The following is a 23,103-nucleotide window of genomic DNA, read 5'->3' on the forward strand; positions in this document are numbered from 1 at the left end:
TCTCGCCGGCTCAGTAGCTGAGGCAGACGCACTCGGTCATGAGCGCCCGCACGTTGTAGACGTACGTCTCGTTGGGAATCGTCAACGGCGGTGGCGGCCCGCACGGCGGGTTCTTGCCGGGCGCACAGTCCGGCGCGACGTTGCCCGGGCCCACGTTGTAGGCGGCGATCACCGCGTTGAGCAGGCAGGACGTCAGCTCGCTGGTGCACCGCGAGGTGTCGAGCCGGTAGTCCGAGCCGAAGTGGGAGTCGCCGATCTTCTTGGTCAGCCAGGCCAGGTAGTTGGCGCCGAGGACCGCGTTGTCCCGGTAGGCGTCGAGGTCGTAGCTCTTCTCGAACCGGTCGTTGACGAACTCCGCGGTCGGCGGCTGGACCTGCATGAGCCCGACGCCGCTGTCGCAGGCGTAGATGTTGGACTGCCAGCCGCTCTCCTGCCAAGCCGTCGCCTTCACCAGGTTGAGCGGCACCTTGATGTCCGGCGCGGACACCGGCCAGTAGGTCTTCGCGGCGGCGTCGGTCAGTGCCTGCTTGACCTGGCTGCGGCTGGCGGCGGTGCCCTTGTAGCTGGGCTTGCAGCCGGCCACCGGGGGCTTCGGGGCGGGCGGCGCCTTCGTCTCGGTCAACGGCTTCACCGTGGGCCGCGGCGCACCGGCCCGGCTGGTGGTCGGCTTCGCCGTCCGGGAGGCGCTCGGGCTCGGCCGGGCACCCATCGCCGCGACCGCCGGCGGTTCGTCGCTCGGCAGATCGGCGGGGCCGTCCGCCGGCGCGTCGACGGGCGCCTCGCTGGGCAGTTCCACCGCCACCTCGCGGGTCGGCCCGTCGCCGTCGCCGCACCCGGTGACCACGGTCGCCGCCAGCACCGCGGCGACCGCCGCCGTGGCCCAGCGGCCCACTCCTCGACGCATCAGACCTCCCCCGTGGTCGTCCGCCGCACCCTAGCAGGGATCAGCGGGCCGGCGGGGTACCCGCGACGCCGCCCCGGGAGGCCCGCGGGCGCGGCGGTCCGTCCCCTGTGGCCGGTCGGTCCGCGTCGGGTGGCGCGTCGTCCCCGCCGGCCGCGTGGTCCCGGGTGGCCCAGGCGACCACGAGCACGGTGACCCAGGCCGCACCGAGCAACACCGACGTCGCGGTGCCGCTGGCCGTGCTCCAGCCCAGGTAGAGCCGGGCGCCGGTGACGGCGACCACGCCGGCCAGCGCGCCCGTCCAGACCGCCACCGCCACCGGCCAGCGGGCGCCCCGGGACAGCAGCCACGCGAGGGTGCCGAAGCTCGCCGTGACCACCGCGTTCTGGGTGGGCAGCAGGTCCGGGGCACCGTCCGGGCCGCCCGGCCCGGTCAGGCCGGCGACCGCTACCAGCACCACCAGCGGCACGAACGCCCCCACCGTGCCGAGGACGCTGAGCAGGTCGGCCCGCCACGGCCGACTCCGCCAGGCCACCACCGCCGCCACGAGGGCCACCGCGGCGATCAGCACCCAGCCGCGCAGCACGGAGACCGCGGCCAGCGCCGTGTCGGCCACCCCGGGGGTACGTCGGGCGGCGAACCAGTCCGCGACGAGCCCGTCGAGCACGCCGAGCCCGCTGTGCCGGACCACGGCCTCCAGCACCGCCGCGACGGCCAGCCCGGCGGCGAACAGCAGCAGGAGGCCGGCCGCCAGGTTGATCAGCAGCGTCCCGGCCGGACCGAACCGCATGGCGAGCAGGAAGAACAGCACCCCGTAGCGGGCGCGCACCCAGCGCAGGGGTGGCAGGGCGGCGGCGCGCGCGGCCAGCGCCCGCGCCGGGTCCGGGTTGCGGCCCAGCCAGCGGCCGGCCAGCACCACCCCGATGAGGCAGACCAGCAGCACGAGCACCGCGCCGGTGGCCCGGCCCAGGAACCTCGACACCCGCTCGTAGGACTCGCCGGCGGCGTAGCCGACCAGCACGGACGCCCCCACCCAGCTCACCACGCCGGCCAGGTTCCACGGCGCGAACCGCCGGTACGGCAGGCCCGCCGCGCCGGCCAGCCGGGGCGCCAGGGTGCGGGCGAAGGCCACCCAGCGGGCCGCCAGCACGCCCCGCCCGCCGAGGCGGTCGAGCAGCGAGTCGGCGCGCCGCCACCGCTCCGGCCCGATCCGGGCACCGAGGCCGGAGGCACGCAGTTTCGGCCCGTACCGCCGGCCGGCCCGGTAGGCGAGTGTGTCTCCGATCACGGCGGCAGCGGTCATGGCCAGCAGCGTGGGGGCGAGGCGCAGCGTCCCCGCGTACGCTAGGAAGCCGACCAGCAGCAGGGTCGCCTCACCCGGCACCAGCAGCCCGAAGATCACCGCGGTCTCGCCCGCGACGATTGACGCGGCGACCAGGTAGATCAGCAGAGGCGGCAGCTCCTGCAGCCAGTTCAGCAGGTCAGGCATCCGGTCCCCCGCACGGGAGCCAGCATGCCAGTCCCTGGAACGGTCGGGACAGCACTTTCGGCAGAGATCCGGGCGATCTCGGGGTGACCCCGAGGCGTGCCCCGGCAACCGCAGACAGGAGTATGGAGGGTATGCAGCTACGCACCGACCTCCGCAACGTCGCCATCATCGCCCACGTCGACCACGGCAAGACGACCCTGGTCGACGCCATGTTGCGGCAGGCCGGCGCCTACGGCGCCCGTGGTGAGGACACCGAGCGGGTCATGGACTCGATGGACCTCGAGCGGGAAAAGGGCATCACCATCCTCGCCAAGAACACCGGCGTGCGCTACCTGCCGGCGGACGGCTCCGAGCCGGTGACGATCAACATCATCGACACCCCGGGGCACGCCGACTTCGGCGGCGAGGTGGAGCGCGGCCTGACCATGGTCGACGGCGTGGTGCTCCTCGTCGACGCCAGCGAGGGCCCGCTGCCGCAGACCCGGTTCGTGCTCCGCAAGGCGCTGCGCGCCCGGCTGCCGATCATCCTGGTGATCAACAAGGTGGACCGCCCCGACGCCCGGATCAAGGAGGTCGTGGACGACACCTACGAGCTCTTCCTCGACCTGGACGCCGACGAGGAGCAGATCGACTTCCCGATCGTCTACGCCTGCGCCCGCGACGGCATCGCCTCGCTGACCCAGCCGGCCGACGGCGCGGTGCCCGACGACAGCCACAGCCTGGAGCCGCTGTTCCGCACCCTGCTGGACACCATCCCGGCCCCCGCCTACGAGGAGGACGCGCCCCTGCAGGCGCACGTCACCAACCTCGACGCCTCGCCGTTCCTCGGCCGGCTGGCGCTGTGCCGGGTCCGCCAGGGCACCATCAGCAAGGGCCAGACGGTCACCTGGTGCCGCACCGACGGCAGCAGCCAGCGGGTCCGCATCTCGGAGCTGCTGATGACCGAGGGCCTGGAGCGCAAGCCGGCCGACAGCGCCGGCCCGGGCGACATCATCGCGGTCGCCGGCATCCCGGAGATCATGATCGGCGAGACCCTGGCCGACGCCGAGAACCCGATCCCGCTGCCGCTGATCACCGTCGACGAGCCGGCCATCTCGATGACCATCGGCACCAACACCTCGCCGCTGGTCGGCCGGGTCAAGGGCGCCAAGGTCACCGCCCGGATGGTCAAGGACCGGCTCGACAAGGAGCTGGTCGGCAACGTGTCGCTGCGGGTGCTGCCCACCGAGCGGCCGGACGCCTGGGAGGTGCAGGGCCGCGGTGAGCTGGCCCTGGCCATCCTGGTCGAGCAGATGCGCCGCGAGTCCTACGAGCTGACCGTCGGCAAGCCGCAGGTGGTCACCAAGGAGATCGACGGGAAGACCTGCGAGCCGGTCGAGCGGCTGACCATCGACGCTCCGGAGGAGTACCTGGGCGCGATCACCCAGCTCCTCGCCACCCGCAAGGGCCGGATGGAGCAGCTGGTCAACCACGGCACCGGCTGGATCCGGATGGAGTGGCTGGTCCCGGCGCGCGGCCTGATCGGCTTCCGCACCGAGTTCCTCACCGAGACCCGCGGCACCGGCATCCTGCACCACGTGTTCGAGTCGTACGAGCCGTGGTTCGGCGAGCTGCGCACCCGCCAGAACGGTTCGCTGGTCGCCGACCGCTCCGGCTCGGTCACCGCGTTCGCCATGACCAACCTGCAGGAGCGCGGCCAGCTCTTCGTCGAGCCGGGCACCGAGGTGTACGAGGGCATGATCGTCGGCGAGAACTCCCGCTCCGACGACATGGACGTCAACATCACCAAGGAGAAGAAGCTCACCAACATGCGGTCGTCGACCGCGGACGAGACCGAGAAGCTGATCCCGCCGCGCAAGCTGTCGCTGGAGCAGGCCCTCGAGTTCTGCCGCGAGGACGAGTGCGTCGAGGTGACCCCGGCCGCGGTGCGGATCCGCAAGGTGGTGCTGGACCAGACCCAGCGCGGCCGGATGGCCGCCCGGCGCAAGCACGCCGGCTGACCACACCTCACCCGGAGCCCGGCCCGCCCTCGGCGGACCGGGCTCCGCCCGTTCCCGCCCGTTCCCGCCCCCTGCCTCCCCCGCCGGCCCCCGCCCCGCCGCCCATCTCCGCCCCCCTCCACCCCGTTGATCATGAAGTTATTGCTGTTCGTCTCGGCGTGTCCTGGCAATAACTTCATGATCAACGGGAGCGGGCGGCCGGCGGGGCGGGGTGGGGTGGGGGTGGGTGGGGGGTCAGGGTTTGGTGGCCTGGAGGGCCAGGATGTCGGGGATCGGGCCGGGGCCGGACTCGCGGACGGCGGTCAGCGTCAGGCCGGCGGCGGTGACCGCGTTGAGCAGGTCGGCCAGGGGCAGGTGCCAGGCGCCGACCCGGGCGCGCACGCCGACGGTGTTCCAGGACCGGAAACTTCGCTCCCGCTCGGCGTACCCGCCGTCGATCACGGCCCGGCCCGGGTCGGAGCGGTCGGCGAACGCCCCGACGAAGCAGGGGTGCACGCCGACGTGGACCAGCCGCCCGCCGGGTGCCAGCACCCGGGCCGCCTCGGCGATCGCCGCCGGGTAGTCGGGCATGTCCGTGTGGGCGAGCACGCAGGCCACCGCCGGCACGGCGCCGGCCGGCAGGGGCAGCGCGGTCGCGTCGGCCCGGGCCACCGGGAGGCGCCCCCGGGCGTGGCGCAGCTGCCCGCCGGACAGGTCCACCCCAACCGGCCGCCACCCCAGCCGGCGCAGCTCGGCGGCGTGCGCCCCGGTGCCGCAGCACAGGTCCAGGCAGCGCCCGGCACCGTGACCGAGCAGCTCGGCCAGCACCGACCGGACCCGGTCGCTGTAGCCGGTGGCGGTGGTCGTGACGTAGTCGTCGTACCAGTCGGCGATGGCGTCGTACGCGGCGGTCGTCATCTGCGCACGCTAGACCCGGGCCGGGCCGGACCGCAGCCCCGCCCGCCGCGATGATCCGCTACGGTCACCGGCATGATCTGGGAGGAACTCGACGCGCACCTGGACAAGGTGCCCGGCACCGTCTCGGCGTACGTGGGGCGGCTCGACGCCCCGCCCACCTGGACCCGGCACGCCGACGCCACCCACTACGCGGCCAGCACCATGAAGGTCGCCGTGCTGGTGGCGCTGCACCGCGCCGCCGAGGCCGGCCGGCTGGATCTCGACCGGCCGGTGCCGGTGCGCAACAGCTTCGACTCCGCCCTGCCCGGCGCGCCCCGCTTCAGCAACGCCCAGCACTACGACAACGACGACGCGGTTTGGGCGCGGGTGGGCGGTGAGGCGCCGCTGCGCTGGCTCGCCGAACGGATGATCGTCCGCTCCAGCAACCTGGCCACCAACGTCTGCATCGGTCAGGTCGGGCTGCCCGCGGTGGCCGAGGCGTGGGCGCTGGCCGGGGCCCGGCACAGCGTCACGGGCCGGGGTATCGAGGACTTCGCGGCCCGCGACTCCGGCATCGACAACCTGGTCACCGCCGCCGACCTGGCCGCGCTGCTCGGGGGCCTGGCGCTCGGCGCCCGCCGGCCCGGCCCGCTGGCCTCGCCGGCCGGCTGCGCGGCCATGCTGGACGTGCTGTTCGCCCAGGAGCACCGCGAGGACCTCGCCGCCGGGCTGCCCGAGGGGACCCGGATCGCGCACAAGAACGGCTGGGTACGCGGCGTCCGGCACGGCGCCGGCGTGGTCTTCCCCGACGACGCCCCGCCGTACGCCGTCGTGGTCTGCACCACCACCGACCTGGCCGACGGCGGGCCGAGCGGCGAGGAGGTCGAGGACGACGCCTGCCGCCTGATCGCGCACGTCTCCGCGCGGGTCTGGGCGGCCCGGCACGACCTGGCCGGGTGACCGCTACTCCAGCAGGTTCGCCCGCAGCGCGGCCAGCGTCGCGTCGGTCAGCCCCAGCCCGTCGCGCAGGTACGCGTCGAACGTGCCGTGCACCCGGCGCACCTCGTCGTATGCGGCGTCCAGGTATTCCGGCCGTACCTCCAGCAGGGGCCGGGCGACGGCCGGGTCCAGGTGCGGCCGGCGGCGGGTCATGGCGGCCAGCAGCACCTCGCGCAGGCTCTCGGTCAGCTCGTTGTGCCGCAGGTAGTCCGCCCGGATCGCCGGCTCGTCCACCCCGAGCGCGGTGAGCAGCACCACCGACAGCCAGCCCGTGCGGTCCTTGCCGGCCGAACAGTGGAACAGCAGCGGCAGGTTCGCCTCGTCGGCGGCCAGCCGCACCGCCGCACCGAACCCCGCCCGGGCCGGCTCGCCGGTGACGAACCAGCGGTAGATGGCCGCCATCGCCCCCGGCATGCCGTCCCGGGCCAGCTCCTCGTACGCGTCGAGGTCGTGGCCGAGCAGCACCGCCGAGACGTAGGTGAACACCGGGTGGGCCGCGTCGTAGACCGGCAGGTGCACCACCCGCGGCTCGCCGGCCAGGCGGTCGGGCGGCGCGACCGCCTGCTCGGTGGCGTGCCGCAGGTCCACCACGCAGGCCGGGGCCAGCTTGCCCAGCACCGGCAGGTCCTCGTCGGTGAGCCGGCCGAGCGCCGCGGTGCGGAGCAGCCGGCCGGCGCGGACCCGCCGCCCGCCCCTGGTGGGCAGCCCGCCCAGGTCACGGGCGTTCGGCGCGCCCACCAGCTCCCAGTCCCGCCTCATCATCGGCCCTCCCCTGTTCGCCACCGGCTCCGTATAGGGTGCCGCACATGACGATCGCCGCGGTACGCACCCACCGGCTCTCGGCCCCCTTACACACCCCGTTCGTCACCGCGCTGCGCCGCACCACCACCGTGGACACCCTGGTCGTCGAGGTGGTGGACACCGACGGCCGGTCGGGTTTCGGCGAGGCGCCGCAGGTCTGGCAGGTGACCGGCGCGTCGATCGCCGGTGCCGAGGCGTGCGTCCGGCAACTGCTCGGGCCGCTGCTGACCGGGCGGGACGCCGACGACCTCCAGGCCCGCTGCGCCGAGGTGCGCCGCGCCGTGGTGGGCAACGAGTCGGCGCGGGCGGCCGTCGACGTCGCCCTGCACGACCTGGCCGCGCGGCGGCTCGGCGTACCCCTGGTGCGGCTGCTCGGCGGCACCACGCTGCGCGTCCCGACGGACGTCACGCTGGCCGCGGGCGACGCGGTGGACCTGGCGGCGGCGGCGACCCGGCGCCGGGCCGAGGGGTTCACCGTGCTGAAGCTGAAGGTCGGCACGGACGCGCGGGGCGACCTGGACCGGGTACGCGCGGTCCGCGCCGCGGTGGGCCCCGACGTGCGGATCCGGCTGGACGCCAACCAGGGCTGGACGCCGCGCGAGGCGGTCCGGGTGATCCGCGGGATCGAGGACGCCGGGCTGGACGTCGAGTTGGTCGAGCAGCCGGTGCACCGGCGGGACCTGGACGGGCTGGCCTGGGTCAGCGACCGGGTGGAGCTGCCGATCCTCGCCGACGAGTCGGTCTTCGACCTGCGCGACCTGGTCGAGGTGATCCGCCGGCGGGCCGCCGACATGGTCAACGTCAAGCTGGCCAAGTGCGGCGGTTTGCACACCGCGCGGACGCTGCTCGACCTGGCCGCCGCGCACGGCATGGGCACCATCGTGGGTTCCATGATGGAGAGCCAGGTGGGCCTCGGCGCGGCGGCGAGCCTGGTCGCCGCCTACGGCACCACGGCCGTGTCGGACCTCGACGCCGCCTGGTGGCTGGCCTGGTCGCCGGTCGCCGGCGGGATCCGCTACGACGGCGCGACGGTCGTGCTGCCGGACGCGCCCGGCCTCGGGATCGCCGACGTGAGTGAAGCAAAGGTTCAATCGCATGGTTGAGCGCCGTTGGAATTTTTCATAAGGTCGTGAGGTGGGGGTGGGCATGGAGCTTCAACCGGGCCGCGAGGCCGTCGTCCGGGTCCCGGTGGCGACCCTCTGGGCCAGCCCCGAGGCGGTCCGCCCCGTCGACCGCCCCGCGCTGGGCGATCCGCCGGACGTCGCCGCCTGGATCGCCGGCATGGACCGCGACCAGCAGGTCGGCGACTGCGTCCTGACCCAGCTGCTGCTCGGCGAGCGGGTGCTGGTCACCGAGCTGCGCGCGGACGGCTGGGCACGCGTCGTCGCCCTGGCCCAACCCGCCGCCAAGCTCGACGTACGCGGCTACCCGGGGTGGCTGCCCGCCGCCCAGCTCACCGCCCCGGCGGAGTCCGGCCCGCCGGCCACCCCGCTGGTCGTGGACGCCGTCCACACCGCGCTGCGCGCCGCGCCCGACGGCCCGCCGGTCCTGGCCGGCGTGGTCCTCGGCACCCGCCTGGCACCGGCCGGGCGGCCCGTGGACGGCTGGCGGCCGGTCCTCGCACCCGGTCGGGCCGACCCGCTCTGGGCCCCGGAGGGCGACCTGGTCCCGCTGCCCGCCGAGCGGCCGGAGGCCAAGGAGGTGCTCGCCCTCGCCGAGCGGCTGCGCGATCTGATCTACATCTGGGGCGGGCTGTCCACCGACGGCATCGACTGCTCGGGCCTGGTGCACCTGGCCTGGCGCCGGCACGGCGTGACCCTGCCCCGGGACGCCGACGACCAGGCCGAGGCGACCACGCCCCTGGCGCTGGGCGAGGAACGCCCCGGCGACCTCTACTTCTTCGCCCGGCCCGGCCGGCGGATCCACCACGTCGGCATCGTCAGCACCGGGCCGCAGGGTGAGGTGCGGCGGATGCTGCACGCCTGCTACGTGAAGCGCCTGGTCGTCGAGGAGCGGCTCCCCCCGGACCGGGAGGCCACCCTGGTCGGGGCGCACCGCGTCTGACCCCGTACGCCGAAAAGGGGCGCCCCCGACCGCGGGGGCGCCCCGTTCCGTGCGGTCCGGTCAGCGACGGGCCCCGGCCAGCTCGCGGCGCCGGTCCCGGGACGACTTGACCAGGCTGGCCACGGTGGCCGCGGCCAGGGTGCCCAGGATGACGGTGAGCGACAGCCAGATCGGGATGTGCGGGGCCCAGCCCACGTGCTCGCCGTCGTTGACGAACGGCAGGTTGTTGTCGGCGAGGGCCTCCAGGACCAGCTTGACCCCGATGAAACCGAGCACCACGGCCAGGCCGTAGCTCAGGTAGATCAGCCGGTCCAGCAGGCCGCCGAGCAGGAAGTAGAGCTGCCGCAGCCCCATCAGCGCGAACACGTTCGCGGTGAAGACCAGGTACGGCTCCTGGGTGATGCCGAAGATCGCCGGGATCGAGTCGAGGGCGAAGATCAGGTCGGTGGTGCCGATCGCGATCATCACGATCAGCATCGGGGTGAACAGCCGCCGCCCGTTCTCGTGGGTGGTCATTCGCGCCCCGTCGAAGTCACGGGACAGTGGCAGCGCCTTGCGGCTCCACCGGATCAGCACGTTCTCGCTGAACTCGTCCTCGTCCGGCTCCCCCTGGCGGGCCAGGTTGACCGCCGTGTAGATCAGGAACGCGCCGAAGATGTAGAACACCCAGGAGAACTGGGAGATCAGGGCCGCGCCGGCGGCGATGAAGCCACCCCGCATGACCAGCGCCAGCAGGATGCCGATGAGCAGCACCTTCTGCTGATACCGCCGGGGCACCCCGAAGCGCGCCATGATGATCACGAAGACGAAGAGGTTGTCCACGGAGAGGCTGTATTCCGTGAGCCACCCGGTGTAGAACTGGCCGGCCACGCTGGGGCCGGAGGTGAGCCACAGGCCCACCCCGAAGAGCAGGGCCAGCGCCACGTAGAAGCCGACCCACAGGCTCGACTCGCGGACGCTGGGCTCGTGCGGGCGGCGACCGATGATGAACAGGTCGACCAGCAGGACCGCGGTCAGCCCGACCAGCGTCCCCGCCCACACCATTCCGGACACGTTCAAATCCATCCTCCGGCAGACACACAGCGTCGGGCACACCGTACGCCGGGTGAGGGGTCGGGGTGCGTCGACGCTGACTCTGGTGACTGTCGGAGGTCTCTTCCGCCACCGGCCCCGAAGGGACGCTGACCGGCGGAGCCGGGTCGTGCCACCGGGGGTCCGGCGCGCTTCCGTGCTGACGACTCCGTCGCGGGGGAATACTCCCCTCCTCGGCCGCCATTGTTCACCATCGGCCCGGGTCGCCGCATCTCCGGGGGTCCCGTTTGCCAGGGTACGGGTCTTCCGGTGTGGGAGAGGTCTCGCCGCGCACGGCGTCCTAGGAGGCTAGGTGCCGGCTGGCCGGGCGCCCGGCGGCGCGGGAAGCAGCGGGTCGCTGAACGACCAGCCGGCGGCCAGCAGGGCGTCGCAGGCGGCCACGGCCGCCGCCAGCCGCTCCTCGTGCGGCCCGCGCAGCTCGACCACCGGCACCCCGCAGCCGACCAGCTCCTCCCGGAACCGCCCGGTCATCCAGGCCCGCAGGTGCTCACCGTCGCGCAGGCCGTCGTCGGCGAAGGGCACCCCCTCGTGGTCGGTCAGCAGGTACAGCGCCGGCCGGCGGGCGGCCGCCCGGACCGCCTCCGACGAGGACCCCAGGTAGCGCTCCTCCCAGACGGCGGTGGCCCGCGCGTCGGTGTCGCAGAACAGCAGCGGGCCGCCGGCGCGGGCCGCCTCGTCCTCGGCGGCCTGCTGCGCGCGGACCACCTCGACGAAGTCGGCCCGGTCCCAGGTGACGTCGAAGATCGTCGCCTCCGGCCGGACGCGCCGCAGCCCGGCGAGCTTGCGCTCGGTCAGCTCGCGGCCGTACTCGGGGACCCAGGCGGTGCCGTAGTGGGCGGCGAGCGCCGCCGCCATCGTCGTGGTGCCGGTCGACTCGGCGCCGACCACCACGACCCGGCGGACCAGCCACGCCCGCACCGGCGGGCTCAGGCGCCGCCAGTGCGCCACCGGGTCCGCGCGCACGGCGGTGCCGGAGACCGGCACCACCCGCCGGTCCAGGTCCACGCACACCGCGACCGCGTCGAAACGACGGGCCAGCTCCGTCCCGTACGCCTCCGAGGAGAAGACCGCGTCCACCGGCTCCCCGCCGAGCGCGTCGGCGAACACCGCGCAGTGCAGGTCCCAGATCGCCGGGTCGGCGTAGTCCACCGGATGGTCGTCGTACCGGCCGACGAACCGCACCCACGGCGTGGCGGCGTGCGCCTCGCGCAGCCAGGCGAGCCGCAGGTCGAGCGGGATCGACTCGCGCCGGGACGGCGCGACCACCACGGTGACCGCCGCGCACCGGGCCGCGGCCGCCTCGACGAGCGCGTGGTGCCCGGCGTGCGGCGGGTAGAACTTGCCCACTACCAGGCCGTGCCGGAACTCCCGACCCGGCCCGCTCCCCGCGCTCACGCGGCCACGGGGGCCGGGCCGGGCGGCACCGGGGTCGCCGCCGACCGCCGGCGCAGGTCCGCCCGCCACTCCCGCAGCCCGACCACGCAGAGCGCCAGGAAGATCAGGTAGAGGCCGCCGGTCAACCAGAGTCCCTTGTACGCGTACAGCGGGATGTAGATCAGATCGGCCGCTATCCACAGCCACCAGCTCTCCACCAGCTTGCGGGTCTGGCCGTAGGTCGCCAGCAGCGAGAGCGCGGTGGTGACCGCGTCGGCCAGCGGCACCGTGGAGTCGGTGGCCCGGTCCAGCAGCGCCCAGAGCCCGGCGGTGAGCAGCACCCCGGCCACCCCGAGCGCCCACCACTCCCGCCGGCCGGTGCGGGCCACGGTCAGCCGGCTGCGCCGCTCCCCGCCGAAGAGCCAGTGCCACCAGCCGTAGAGGCCGAGGACGACGTAGACGATCTGGAGGCCGGCGTCGGCGTACAGGCCGGCGGTCCAGAACAGCAGCATGAGCAGCAGCACGTTGGCGATGCCGATCGGCCAGTTGGCGATGTGCTGCCGGGCCACCAGCCAGACGTTGACCACACCGGTGGCGAAGCCGAGCAGCTCGGCCCAGGTGGTGCCGGCGCCCAGGACCGTGAACGCCGTGGCGGTGAGCCAGTCGAGCATCTGTTCCTCCCCGTTTCCCGAGCGAACACCCTAGAGGGGGTGTGGCGCGGGGAACAGCCCCCGGGGCGCACCCGCGGGCGGCCGGCGTGCGAGGCTTCGGGCATGGTTCTTGAGGTCGCGCTCATCGACGTGACGCCCGGACACGAGGACGACTTCGCCGCCGCGTACGCGACGGCGCGCCCGATCCTCGCCGGCACCGAGGGTTGCCGCTCGGTGCGGATGACCCGCGGCGTCGAGTCGCCGTCCCGGTTCGTGCTGCTGGTCGAGTGGGACTCGGTCGAGGCGCACGACGTCAACTTCCGGCAGAGCGAGCGCTTCGCGCAGTGGCGGGCGCTGATCGGCCCGCACTTCGCCAACCCGCCGCTGGTCGAGCACTTCGTCGACGTGCCCGCCTGACGCTGTCGTACCCCTGGCATAGCCTGCGCGCGACGCGCCGGCCGCCGGTACCGACGGGCATCGGGGGCGCCGGACCCGGCGGCCGCGCGCCCGACGCCGCGCGGGGTCGACCGGCCCGCTCAGTCGGCCTCGTGCGGCTCGCGGGGCCGGGGCACCGGCGCGGGGCCGAGCCGCCGGGTCAGCAGCTCCACCGTCTCGTCCTCCGGCAGCGCCGCCAGCAGCAGCCAGTCGACCAGCTGCTCGTAGCGGGCGACGTCCGCCTCGGTCACCAGCCGCAGGTCGGTGGTGAGCGTCTCCACGAGCACCGTGCGCGGGTCGGCCGGGTCCGGATACGCGTAGTAGGAGAACGGCGCGAGCGGATGCAGGTCGCCGTAGGGTGACACGTCGCGGGGCAGCAGCCGGACGGTCACGTGCGGCCACTCGGCGAGGACGGCCAGATGCCGGAGCTGGTCCCGCCAGACGTCGGCGGGAAGGCTGCCCGGGTCGCAGGCACGTTCGTCGATCAGCGCGGTGTAGTGCGGCGGGTCGGGCCGGCGCAGCACCTCCTGGCGCACCGCGCGGGCCCGGACGTCGGCCTCCACGTCGACGTCCTCGGCGAGCAGCGCGCCGGCCGCCACCCGCCGCCGGGCGTACTCGGGGGTCTGGAGCAGCCCGGGCACCAGCACCGGCTGGTAGTCCACGATGCGGACGGCGCCCGCCTCCAGCTCCGCGTACGCCCGCTGCCGCTCCCCCATCTCGCCCAGCGCCCTGGACCAGCCGCGGCCGGTGGCCGCGTCCCGGGCGATGACGATGAGCTCGTCCCGCTGGTGGGGTGGCACGCCGTAGACGTCGAGCAGGTCGAGCACGTCGGCCAGGTCCGGCCGGCTCTGCCCCAGCTCGATGCGGGACAGCTTCGATGTGGACGCCCAGCCGAGCCGACCGCACACCTGCTCCAGGGTGAGCGACTCCCGGCGGCGCAGCCGGCGCAGCTCAGCGCCGAGCCGCACCCGCCGGACCACAGGACTTGCTGACAACGGCATGTGCGCCTCCCCACCGAGGGAGAGTACGCATGACCGTCACGCAGGGCAATACCTTGCTCGCACAGAGCTATGGCCGGTTGTCAGGGGCGGTAGGTGCCGAAGGACCAGACCAGGCCGGCCAGATCGCGGGCGGCGTAGTCGCGGGAGCCGTAGTCGGTGTCGAACGGCGGCCGGACGATCTCCGCGCCGGCCGCCCGGGCCCGCTCGTGGTGCGCGTCGACGTCGTCGACGGCCACGTAGACGCGGTAGTCGTCGTCGGCCGGCCGGGTCGCCGGGGCGGGCCCCGGGCCGAGCATGACGAGGCTGCCACCGTAGCCGAGCTCGGCGTGCCGCACCTCGCCGTCGGGCCCCTCGTGCAGCTCGTGGACGGTGAGGTCGAACGCGGACCGGAGGAAGTCGACGGCGGCACGGGGGTCGGGATACCGGAGGACCGGATAGATGCTTCGCATGGGACCCAGTGTGCCGCCGGGGGCGTCAGGCCGGATTGGACGAATGTGATCCGGCCAGCGCCGCGGGCGTGCCCCCGGCGAACTCGCGGAACTCCCGGATCAGGTGCGACTGGTCGTAGTAGCCGAACCGCACCGCCAGCTCCGCCCACCCCGGCCCGGGCTCGCCGCCACCGACCGGCGTGGCGCCGACCATCGCGTACGCCCGCTGGAAGCGCAGCAGCCGGGCGACCGTCTTCGGCGGGAGCCCGAACTCCCGCCGGAACCGGACCGCCAGGTGGCGGCGGCTCCACCCGACCTCGTCGGCCAGCGCGCCGACGCCCAGGGCGCCGGCGCTGCCGGCGAGGAGCCGCCAGGCCCCCACCAGGCGCGGGTCGACCGGCCCGGTCACCGCCAGGCGGGCCGCGAACGCGGCGTCGAGCCGGGCGAACCGGGCCGCCCAGTCGGGCAGCTCGGCCAGCTCGTCGCGGAGCCGGGCCAGCCACCCGCCCAGCCGGTCGACCGGGAGGGCGCGGTTGGCCAGCTCGCCCAGCGGCAGCCCGAGCAGCCGGCGGGCGGCCGGGGCGGGCAGCAGCACCTGCACGCCCATGCCCTCACCGGCCGTACGCGTCGCGCACCAGCCGTCGAACGGCCCGGCCAGGAACGCGCTCGTCCCCCGCGCGCCCCGGTCGGCGGCGCGCGGGTCGGTGACGTCCAGCGGGGCGCCCCACCCGAGGATCAGCACCACGAAGGCGCCGGCCGCCTCCCGGCGCACCAGCGGGCCGGCCGCGTGCTCGCGGTAGCCGAGGTAGCGGTCCACGTAGGGCCGGAGCCGGGGGTCGGGAAGCCCCACCACGGCCTCGGTCAACACGGCGGCCTCCCCCGGCCCCGGACCGTCACTTCACCCCGGCGGCGTCCATCCCGCGGAGCTCCTTCTTCAGGTCGGCGACCTCGTCGCGAATCCGGGCGGCCAGCTCGAACTGCAGCTCCCGCGCGGCGGCGAGCATCTGGTCGTTGAGCTCCTGGATGAGGTCGGCCAGGTCGGCCCGGGCCATGCCCTCCCGGGACGGGGTCGCCGCGCCGCCGCGGCCGCGGCTGCGGGTCTCCTTGACCGGCGCCTTGCCCCGCGACAGTTGTCGGACGGCCCCGCCGACCCGGCTGTTCTCGGTGTCCTCCGCCTCGCGGTAGATGTCGTCGAGGATGTCGTGGATCTTCTTCCGCAGCGGCTCGGGGCTGATCCCGTTGGCCTCGTTGTGCGCGATCTGCTTGGCCCGACGCCGGTTCGTCTCCTCGATCGCCTGGGCCATCGACGGGGTGATCTTGTCGGCGTACATGTGGACCTGGCCCGACACGTTACGGGCCGCGCGGCCGATGGTCTGGATCAGCGACCGGCCGCTGCGCAGGAAGCCCTCCTTGTCGGCGTCGAGGATCGCCACCAGGGAGACCTCGGGCAGGTCGAGGCCCTCACGGAGCAGGTTGATGCCCACCAGCACGTCGTAGTCGCCCTTGCGCAGCTCACGCAGCAGCTCGACCCGGCGCAGCGTGTCGACCTCGGAGTGCAGGTAGCGCACCCGGATGCCGTTCTCCAACAGGTAGTCGGAGAGGTCCTCGGCCATCTTCTTGGTCAGCGTGGTGACCAGGACCCGCTCGTCGCGCTCGGTCCGCAGCTTGATCTCGTGCATGAGGTCGTCGATCTGGCCCTTGGTGGGCTTCACGATGACCTCGGGGTCGATCAGGCCGGTGGGGCGGATCACCTGCTCGACGAACTCGCCCTGGGCCTGCTCCAGCTCCCACGGGCCGGGGGTGGCGGAGAGGAAGACCATCTGGCCGACCCGCTCCAGGAACTCGTCGAAGCGCAGCGGCCGGTTGTCGGCCGCGCTGGGCAGCCGGAAGCCGTGGTCGATCAGCATCCGCTTGCGGGAGGCGTCGCCCTCGTACATGCCGCCGATCTGCGGGATGGTCACGTGCGACTCGTCGACCACGGTCAGGAAGTCGTCGGGGAAGTAGTCGAGCAGGCAGTGCGGCGGGCTGCCCGGCAGCCGGCCGTCGATGTGCATCGAGTAGTTCTCGATGCCGGAGCAGAAGCCGACCTGGCGCATCATCTCGATGTCGTAGGTGGTGCGCATCCGCAGCCGCTGCGCCTCCAGCAGCTTGCCCTGCCGCTCCAGCTCGGCCAGCCGCTCGGCCAGCTCGACCTCGATGTCGCGGATCGCCCGCTCCATCCGCTCCGGGCCGGCCGCGTAGTGCGTGGCCGGAAAGATCATCAGGCTGTCGACCTCGCGGACCACGTCGCCGGTCAGCGGGTTGAGGTAGTAGAGCTTCTCGATCTCGTCGCCGAACAGCTCGATCCGGACGGCCAGCTCCTCGTAGGCCGGGATGATCTCCAGCGTGTCGCCACGGACCCGGAAGGTGCCGCGCTGGAAGGCCATGTCGTTGCGCGTGTACTGGATGTCGACCAGCCGGCGCAGCAACTGGTCGCGGTCGAGCTCCTGCCCGACGGCGACCCGCACGGCCCGGTCGAGGTATTCCTCCGGGGTGCCCAGGCCGTAGATCGCCGACACCGTGGCCACCACGATCACGTCGCGGCGGGTGAGCAGCGACATGGTCGCCGAGTGCCGCAGCCGCTCGACCTCCTCGTTGATCGAGGAGTCCTTCTCGATGTAGGTGTCGGTCTGCGGGATGTAGGCCTCGGGCTGGTAGTAGTCGTAGTAGGAGACGAAGTATTCGACCGCGTTCTGCGGCAGCAGCTCGCTGAACTCCTTGGCGAGCTGCGCGGCGAGGGTCTTGTTGGGCGCGAGCACCAGGGTCGGCCGCTGCAGCCGCTCGACCAGCCACGCCGTGGTGGCGCTCTTGCCGGTGCCGGTCGCGCCGAGCAGCACCGTGTTGCGGTCGCCGCGTCGCACACGACGCTCAAGCTCGTCGATGGCTGCCGGCTGGTCACCGGCCGGCTGGAACTCGCTGACGACCTGGAAGCGGCCGTCGAGCCGGGGAATGTCGAGCGCCATGACCTCACGGTACGCCGGACGTCCGACACTTCCGGGCCGGGCGCGCACCGTCCCTCATCGGCTTCGATATTCCCATTGTGTGGCTCATCTCACCGGACTACCCTCGTACCGTAGGCCGCTCGCGGCGGCCGACCGGGCAAGGTGGCCGCCCCTCCGGGGCCCGGCCGTCCCCGGCACCGGGGGTCGCAGCACCCGAGAAACCGGCGTGCGCACCCGAGGTGGTCGCGCTCGACGCGCTGACCGGCCGCCGCGAGCGCCCCTGCGTCGTCACCGGAACCCGGCAGCCGCGTTGTGCACTCGTGGAGACCTCTCGCGGACGCCGGCCGCGACGCGCCCGCAGCCGCGGCGCCGGCCCCACCGGCGACCCCAGCGGCGACCTCAGCCCCGCCCCGCCCGCCGAGGCCACCGGAATCCCCGCGACCGGGCCCGGCGCGCCAGCCGTCCCCCGCGAGCCCGGCCGCGGCCACCGCCGCGCCACCACCGGCCGGCCCGCCGGCTCCCCCGGCGGCGATCCTCCCGCCGCTGCGGCGGTCACCCGACCGCTGCCCGCCGCTGTCGACCCCGGCGACCCGGAGGAGGACGGCAGCGCCGACCCCGCCGAGGAACCCAGCCGCCGCCGCGCCGTCCTGATCGCGCTCGCGGCCACCGCCGCGGCCTCGGCGGCCGCCCTGGTCGCCGGTCTGCTGAGCTGGTCGCCCGAGCCGGCCGGGCCCACCGAGTCGGCCCGCCCGCTCACCGCCGCCGAGGCCGACCGGCTGGCCGCCGTGCGGGTCACCAACCAGCGGGACGTCCGCGCCGGCGTCCGGGTCAGCGTGGGTGCCGGCGGTGGCCGTACCGAGCTGGTCGGCTGGGTCGACTGGGCCCGCCCCCTGGTCTACCTGGACGTCAGCGGCCCCGGCGCCGGCGCCGAACGGGGCCTCGTCCAGGCGACCACGTCGACGCTGCTGGTGCGGCCCGATCCCACCGCGACGCCCGCCCCGGCGCCGCCCCCGCTGGTGCCTCCGGGCGACCGGTGGCGGCTGCGGGAGCTGCCGGACGGGCAGGGCCTGCCGGCGGTGCGGGACCTGCTGCTCGGGCTCGCCGCGGCCCGGGTCGACCCGGCCGAACCCGCGGCCCGCCGGCTGCGCGGGGAGACCCTCGACGGGGTCCCGGTGGACGTCATCCAGGCCCCGCTCGCCCCACTCCGGCCGGCGGGCCGGGGCACCCCGCCACCGGACCGGCAGCCCCGCCTCTGGGTCGACCGGGACGCCCGACTGCACCGGCTGGAGGGCCGGCTGCCGGACGGTACCCCGGTGACCGTCGAGCTGGCCCGGGCCGACCGCCCCACGCTGCGCCCGGTGGACGCGCTCGGCGGGCGTCCCGGGCTGCCCCGGGCCCTCAGCGACGCCGAGGCCGACCGATTGGCCCGGCTGCCCGCCCGGCTGCGCGCGGCCGGCGGGGCCGGCCTGACCCTGGCCGCCCCGTCCGGCGACCTGCGCGGCTCCGGGTGGGTGAGCTGGGCGGGCTCCGCCGCGTACCTCTCGACGGTGGGCGGCGACGACCCGGGACACCGCAGCCTGCTGCGGGCGAGGCCGGGAAGCGTGGCCCGGCTCGTGATGCCGGCGGGCGGCCCGGCGGCCCCGCCGCTGCCGGCCCCGGCCGGGCTGGTCCGGGTGGGCGGGCGACCGCCCCGCGACGACGTGGAGCGGCTGCTCGACACCGCGCTGCGGGGCGGCGGCCCGGCCGCCGCGGCGGTCCGGATCCGCGACGACCGGGTGGCGGGCCGGACGGTGGACGTCATCGAGGTACGCCCCGGGCTGCGCTGGTGGATCGACCGGGGCGGGCTGCCACGCCGCCTGGAACTGCGGACCGGCCGGGGCATCTGGATCTGGCTGGACCTCGCACCCGGGCGGGTGCCGGCGCTGCCCGGCGCCCGGCGGGCGGTCAACCCGCCGGCGAAACGCCGCTGAGCCCTCTCAGGGCCGCCAGCCGGTCTGCGCCGCCCACTCCTCGGCCCGCAGGTGCTCCTCGTCGAACCAGGGATCCTTCAGCGTGCCGTAGGTGGCGCTGTCCGGCGCCGAGGCCGCCAGATCCCGCTTGAGCTGCAGGTACGCGGACCGCTGCCCCGGGTCGGCGCGCAGGTGGTCACGCGTCAGCAGCGCGTACCGCCAGCCGGGCGAGTCGGCCACCCGCAGGTGCAGGTGCACCGGGCGACCCGGGTCGGCGCTGCCGTGCAGCCGCTTCTCCCACCGCCGGCTGCCGGGCGGGCGGGGGTTGTCCCACCAGTCGCCGGGCAACCGGGGAAAGCCGGCGTCGGCGAGCCGGTCGGCGAGCGGTCCGTCCGCCTCCGCCAGCGACGGCACGGTGAGCTGGATGTCGATGACGTCCTTGGCGGCCAGCCCGGGTACGGCGGTGGAGCCGATGTGGTCGATCCGCAGCTCCGCCCCGGCGGCGTGCCGGATGCGGGCGGCCAGCCGGGCGTACTGCTGGGGCCAGGTCGGATCGGGCTCGGCGAGCACCACCTGCTCGGGCCGGACGGCGTGGCGTTCCCGCACGTTGCGCTCGTAGGGCAGCAGCCGCTCCCGCCAGAGGGCGTCCACCGCGGCGTGCAGGTCGGCCAGCGTGCCGTCGTTGCCGAGCAGCACGTCGGCCGCCGCCTGGCGGCGGGCGTCGTCGGCCTGGGCGGCGATCCGCCGCTCGGCCTCCGCACGATCCATGCCGCGGTCACGGGCCAGCCGCTCCAGCCGGGTGGTCACGGCCGCCTGCACGACGAGCACCAGGTGGTACGTGGGCGCGAGCCCCACCTCGACCAGCAGCGGCACGTCGTTGACGACGACGGCGTCGGGGGGCGCCGCGGCGACCAGCGCGGCGGTGCGGGCGCGGACCCGGGGATGGGTGATCGCCTCCAGCCGGCGGCGGGCGGCCTCGTCACCGAAGACCACGGCGCCCAGGGCGGCCCGGTCCAGCGCCCCTTCGGGGTCGAGGACCCGGTCGGAGAAGGTCGCCACGATCTCGGCGAGGCCCTCGCTACCCGGGGCGACGACCTCGCGGGCGATCCGGTCCGCGTCGACGATCACCGCGCCGAGCGCGGCCAGCCGGCTGGACACCGCACTCTTGCCGGACCCGATCCCGCCGGTCAACCCCACCCTCAGCACCGGAACAGTCAACCCGATGGCCGTTTCCGGTGCCAACCGACCCCGGACATGGCGAGGGCCCCGCCCCCGGCGACCCGGTGGAACCGGATCGGCGGGGACGGGGCCCGTCAGCGACTGCGCCGGCCTCGGACGTGCCGAGGCGGTGTCGTCACCGCGTCACTTGCCGCCGGCGAGCTTCTCCCGCAGCGCGGCGAGCGCCTCGTCGGTGGCCAGCGTGCCGGCCGGCTCCTCGGCCTGACGGCTCGGAGCCGAGGTCGAGGTCGAGGTGGTGCCGGTCACGGCCGGGGCCGGGTTGGCAGCGGCCTCGGCGTCGGCGGCACGGGAGGTCTGCACCTGCTTGGTGTGGGCCTCCCAGCGCTGGCGCGCCTCGGCGTACTGCTGCTCCCACGCCTCGCGCTGCTTGTCGTAGCCCTCGAGCCACTCGCCCGTCTCCGGGTCGAAGCCCTCCGGGTAGATGTAGTTGCCCTGCTCGTCGTAGGTCGCGGCCATGCCGTAGAGGGTCGGGTCGAAGTGCTCCTCGCCCTCGACGAAGCCCTCGTTGGCCTGCTTGAGCGACAGCGAGATCCGGCGACGCTCCAGGTCGATGTCGATGACCTTGACCATGACCTCGGAGCCGACCTGCACGACCTGCTCCGGGATCTCCACGTGGCGCTCGGCCAGCTCGGAGATGTGGACCAGGCCCTCGATGCCGTCGTCCACCCGGACGAAGGCGCCGAACGGCACGAGCTTGGTGACCTTACCCGGCACGATCTGCTGGATCGCGTGGGTGCGGGCGAACTGCCGCCACGGGTCCTCCTGGGTCGCCTTCAGCGACAGCGAGACCCGCTCGCGGTCCAGGTCGACGTCCAGGACCTCGACCTCGACCTCCTGGCCCACCTCGACGACCTCGGACGGGTGGTCGATGTGCTTCCAGGAGAGCTCGGAGACGTGCACCAGGCCGTCCACGCCGCCCAGGTCCACGAACGCGCCGAAGTTGACGATCGAGGACACGACGCCCTTGCGGACCTGGCCCTTCTGCAGCTTGTTGAGGAACTCGGTGCGCACCTCGGACTGCGTCTGCTCCAGCCAGGCCCGGCGGGACAGGACCACGTTGTTGCGGTTCTTGTCCAGCTCGATGATCTTGGCTTCGAGTTCGCGGCCGACGTACGGCTGCAGGTCACGGACCCGCCGCATCTCGACGAGCGAGGCGGGCAGGAAGCCGCGCAGGCCGATGTCGAGGATGAGGCCACCCTTGACAACCTCGATGACCGAGCCGCGGACGACGCCGTCCTCGTCCTTGATCTTCTCGATCGTGCCCCAGGCCCGCTCGTACTGCGCCCGCTTCTTGGAGAGGATCAGACGCCCCTCCTTGTCCTCCTTCTGGAGGACAAGGGCCTCGATGTGGTCACCGACCGAGACGACCTCGGCGGGGTCCACGTCGTGCTTGATCGACAACTCCCGAGAGGGGATGACGCCCTCGGTCTTGTAGCCGATGTCGAGCAGGACCTCGTCCCGATCGACCTTGACGACGGTGCCTTCGACAATGTCGCCGTCGTTGAAGTACTTGATGGTCTCGTCGATCGCGGCGAGGAAAGCCTCCTCGGAACCGAGATCGTCGTGCGTGACCTTGTTGGCGCTCGAGGGGGCCTCGATGCTGCTCGTCATGTGGGCGGTTGCTCCGGTCGGATGGGTTGTCACAGCAGGCGTGGCGTCGCAGTGACCTGTCCGCGCCAGCGGATCCGTCGCCGGGCACACCGAACGATCACCATGAGAAGATCATTAGTGGCTCCGGTGACCGCACACCTGCTCCCTGCCGAGGCACACGATCCGCGAGCGCATCGTCTAGCCTACCCGCTGCATTACCACAGCGTGCAAGCCCTCCCGGGTCTCCTCAAGCTCGTCAGCTGCGAAAGCGGAGATTTCGCGCGGTAAGGTGCCACTCTTGTCTCGTCCGTCACATCCGTCCCACCCGCCACGCCGCCGGGAGCGGCCCGCCCGCCCCGCAACGCGCCCCTGGGCCTAGCGTGGGCGGGTGGACGACGACAGGGTGGCCCGGCGCCGGGTGAGCGCCGTCGAGGTACGCCGCGCCAACCGGGGCTGGTGGGACGCCGACGCCGACGCCTACCAGGCCGAGCACGGCGCGTTCCTCGGCGAGGTGGACTTCGTCTGGTGCCCGGAGGGGCTGCGCGAGGCCGACGCCCGGCTGCTCGGCGAGGTGACCGGCCGGCGGATCCTGGAACTCGGCTGCGGCGCGGCCGCCGCCGCCCGCTGGCTCGCCGCGCAGGGCGCCCGGCCGGTCGCCCTGGACCTGTCCGCCGGCATGTTGCGGCACGCCGCCGAGGCCGCCGCCCGGACCGGGGTACGCGTGCCGCTCGTGCAGGCCGACGCCCTCGCCCTGCCGTTCGCCGACGCCGCCTTCGACACGGTCTGCACGGCGTTCGGCGCGATCCCGTTCGTGGACGACTCGGCGGCGGCGATGCGGGAGGTGGCGCGGGTGCTGCGCCCCGGCGGCCGGTGGGTCTTCTCGGTCACCCACCCGATGCGCTGGATCTTCCTGGACGACCCGGGCGAGGGCGGGCTGACCGCCGTGCACTCCTACTTCGACCGCTCCCCCTACGTCGAGCAGGACGAGCACGGCGTGGCCACCTACGTCGAGCAGCACCGCACGCTCGGCGACCGGATCCGGGAGCTGGTCGGCGCCGGCTTCCGCCTGCGGGACCTCGTGGAACCGGAGTGGCCGGCGGGACACGAGGGGATCTGGGGGCAGTGGAGCCCGCTGCGCGGCCGGCTCTTCCCCGGCACCGCCATCTTCGTGGCCGAGAAGCCGGCCGCCGGCTGAGCCGCCGTTTCCGCCCGCCGGCCCCGGGTAACCGGACGC

Annotated in this window: 20 protein-coding genes; 7 read left to right on the top strand and 13 right to left on the bottom strand. The window is 74.2% G+C overall.

All coding sequences use genetic code 11. The annotated features are described in order from the left end of the window. Positions 1-10: 10 nt before the first annotated feature. Both ACZ6PY_RS06530 and ACZ6PY_RS06535 read right to left on the bottom strand, forming a co-directional pair. Positions 11-904 carry a transglycosylase SLT domain-containing protein gene (locus ACZ6PY_RS06530; RefSeq protein WP_466069852.1) on the bottom strand — a complete coding sequence of 298 codons (894 nt, stop codon included), beginning with the start codon at positions 902-904 and terminating at the stop codon, positions 11-13. A 40-nt stretch (positions 905-944) separates the two neighbouring features. After that, the gene (locus ACZ6PY_RS06535; protein ID WP_466069854.1) at positions 945-2,390 is read right to left on the bottom strand and encodes a DedA family protein; all 1,446 of its coding nucleotides are present in this window, start codon (positions 2,388-2,390) and stop codon (positions 945-947) included. A 131-nt stretch (positions 2,391-2,521) separates the two neighbouring features. On the opposite strand from ACZ6PY_RS06535, the gene typA reads away from it, so the two are divergent. Continuing rightward, positions 2,522-4,390 (top strand): translational GTPase TypA, encoded by a 1,869-nt coding sequence (gene typA / locus ACZ6PY_RS06540; protein ID WP_466069856.1) that lies wholly within the window; start codon positions 2,522-2,524, stop codon positions 4,388-4,390. 234 nt (positions 4,391-4,624) lie between these two features. On the opposite strand, the gene ACZ6PY_RS06545 is transcribed toward typA, so the two are convergent. After that, a complete protein-coding gene (locus tag ACZ6PY_RS06545) occupies positions 4,625-5,287 on the bottom strand; it encodes a class I SAM-dependent methyltransferase (protein WP_466069858.1) in 663 nt (220 codons plus the stop codon). A 72-nt stretch (positions 5,288-5,359) separates the two neighbouring features. Between ACZ6PY_RS06545 and ACZ6PY_RS06550 the strand changes: the two genes are divergently transcribed. Continuing rightward, positions 5,360-6,226: a serine hydrolase gene (locus ACZ6PY_RS06550; RefSeq protein WP_466069860.1), complete on the top strand. Its 867-nt coding sequence runs from the start codon at positions 5,360-5,362 to the stop codon at positions 6,224-6,226. 3 nt (positions 6,227-6,229) lie between these two features. On the opposite strand, the gene ACZ6PY_RS06555 is transcribed toward ACZ6PY_RS06550, so the two are convergent. Next, entirely contained in the window at positions 6,230-7,027 is a 798-nt protein-coding gene (locus tag ACZ6PY_RS06555; RefSeq protein ID WP_466069861.1) for a tyrosine-protein phosphatase, read from the bottom strand. Positions 7,028-7,071: 44 nt separating this feature from the next. On the opposite strand from ACZ6PY_RS06555, the gene ACZ6PY_RS06560 reads away from it, so the two are divergent. Together ACZ6PY_RS06560 and ACZ6PY_RS06565 are read left to right on the top strand one after the other, a co-directional pair. Then, on the top strand, positions 7,072-8,169 hold the full coding sequence (locus tag ACZ6PY_RS06560; RefSeq protein WP_466069863.1) for a mandelate racemase/muconate lactonizing enzyme family protein: 1,098 nt from the start codon (positions 7,072-7,074) through the stop codon (positions 8,167-8,169). Positions 8,170-8,212: 43 nt separating this feature from the next. Then, positions 8,213-9,130 carry a C40 family peptidase gene (locus ACZ6PY_RS06565; protein ID WP_466069865.1) on the top strand — a complete coding sequence of 306 codons (918 nt, stop codon included), beginning with the start codon at positions 8,213-8,215 and terminating at the stop codon, positions 9,128-9,130. Positions 9,131-9,190: 60 nt separating this feature from the next. Here the strand turns inward: ACZ6PY_RS06565 and ACZ6PY_RS06570 are convergent, their stop codons facing one another. The 3 genes from ACZ6PY_RS06570 to pnuC form a co-directional block, all read right to left on the bottom strand. Continuing rightward, positions 9,191-10,189, bottom strand: a complete 999-nt coding sequence (locus ACZ6PY_RS06570) for a TerC family protein (RefSeq protein WP_466069867.1) — start codon at positions 10,187-10,189, stop codon at positions 9,191-9,193. A 321-nt stretch (positions 10,190-10,510) separates the two neighbouring features. Then, entirely contained in the window at positions 10,511-11,617 is a 1,107-nt protein-coding gene (locus ACZ6PY_RS06575) for an AAA family ATPase (protein WP_466069869.1), read from the bottom strand. Further along, on the bottom strand, positions 11,614-12,267 hold the full coding sequence (gene pnuC, locus ACZ6PY_RS06580) for a nicotinamide riboside transporter PnuC (RefSeq protein ID WP_387117454.1): 654 nt from the start codon (positions 12,265-12,267) through the stop codon (positions 11,614-11,616). The genes ACZ6PY_RS06575 and pnuC overlap by 4 nt, the downstream gene beginning before the upstream one ends. A gap of 102 nt (positions 12,268-12,369) precedes the next feature. Here pnuC and ACZ6PY_RS06585 point away from each other — a divergent pair, with 102 nt between their 5' ends. Further along, entirely contained in the window at positions 12,370-12,663 is a 294-nt protein-coding gene (locus tag ACZ6PY_RS06585; RefSeq protein WP_466069871.1) for an antibiotic biosynthesis monooxygenase family protein, read from the top strand. A gap of 119 nt (positions 12,664-12,782) precedes the next feature. On the opposite strand, the gene ACZ6PY_RS06590 is transcribed toward ACZ6PY_RS06585, so the two are convergent. The 4 genes from ACZ6PY_RS06590 to uvrB form a co-directional block, all read right to left on the bottom strand. Beyond that, positions 12,783-13,682, bottom strand: a complete 900-nt coding sequence (locus tag ACZ6PY_RS06590) for a DUF5753 domain-containing protein (RefSeq protein WP_466069873.1) — start codon at positions 13,680-13,682, stop codon at positions 12,783-12,785. Positions 13,683-13,762: 80 nt separating this feature from the next. Then, positions 13,763-14,131: a VOC family protein gene (locus tag ACZ6PY_RS06595; RefSeq protein WP_466069875.1), complete on the bottom strand. Its 369-nt coding sequence runs from the start codon at positions 14,129-14,131 to the stop codon at positions 13,763-13,765. A 25-nt stretch (positions 14,132-14,156) separates the two neighbouring features. Next, a complete protein-coding gene (locus ACZ6PY_RS06600) occupies positions 14,157-14,978 on the bottom strand; it encodes a helix-turn-helix domain-containing protein (RefSeq protein ID WP_466069877.1) in 822 nt (273 codons plus the stop codon). Between the two features lie 25 nt (positions 14,979-15,003). After that, positions 15,004-17,112 (bottom strand): excinuclease ABC subunit UvrB, encoded by a 2,109-nt coding sequence (gene uvrB, locus ACZ6PY_RS06605; protein ID WP_466069879.1) that lies wholly within the window; start codon positions 17,110-17,112, stop codon positions 15,004-15,006. Between the two features lie 299 nt (positions 17,113-17,411). Between uvrB and ACZ6PY_RS06610 the strand changes: the two genes are divergently transcribed. Beyond that, on the top strand, positions 17,412-19,061 hold the full coding sequence (locus ACZ6PY_RS06610; RefSeq protein ID WP_466069881.1) for a LolA-like protein: 1,650 nt from the start codon (positions 17,412-17,414) through the stop codon (positions 19,059-19,061). Between the two features lie 6 nt (positions 19,062-19,067). Here the strand turns inward: ACZ6PY_RS06610 and coaE are convergent, their stop codons facing one another. Beyond that, complete coding sequence (gene coaE, locus ACZ6PY_RS06615) at positions 19,068-20,246, bottom strand: dephospho-CoA kinase (protein ID WP_466069883.1); 1,179 nt, start codon at positions 20,244-20,246, stop codon at positions 19,068-19,070. A 156-nt stretch (positions 20,247-20,402) separates the two neighbouring features. Further along, on the bottom strand, positions 20,403-21,890 hold the full coding sequence (gene rpsA / locus ACZ6PY_RS06620) for a 30S ribosomal protein S1 (RefSeq protein WP_466069885.1): 1,488 nt from the start codon (positions 21,888-21,890) through the stop codon (positions 20,403-20,405). A gap of 367 nt (positions 21,891-22,257) precedes the next feature. Here rpsA and ACZ6PY_RS06625 point away from each other — a divergent pair, with 367 nt between their 5' ends. Further along, positions 22,258-23,064, top strand: coding sequence for a class I SAM-dependent methyltransferase (locus ACZ6PY_RS06625; protein ID WP_466069887.1), 807 nt, complete (start codon positions 22,258-22,260; stop codon positions 23,062-23,064). Positions 23,065-23,103 lie beyond the last annotated feature (39 nt).

The organism is Micromonospora sp. NPDC048907, assembly GCF_055586885.1.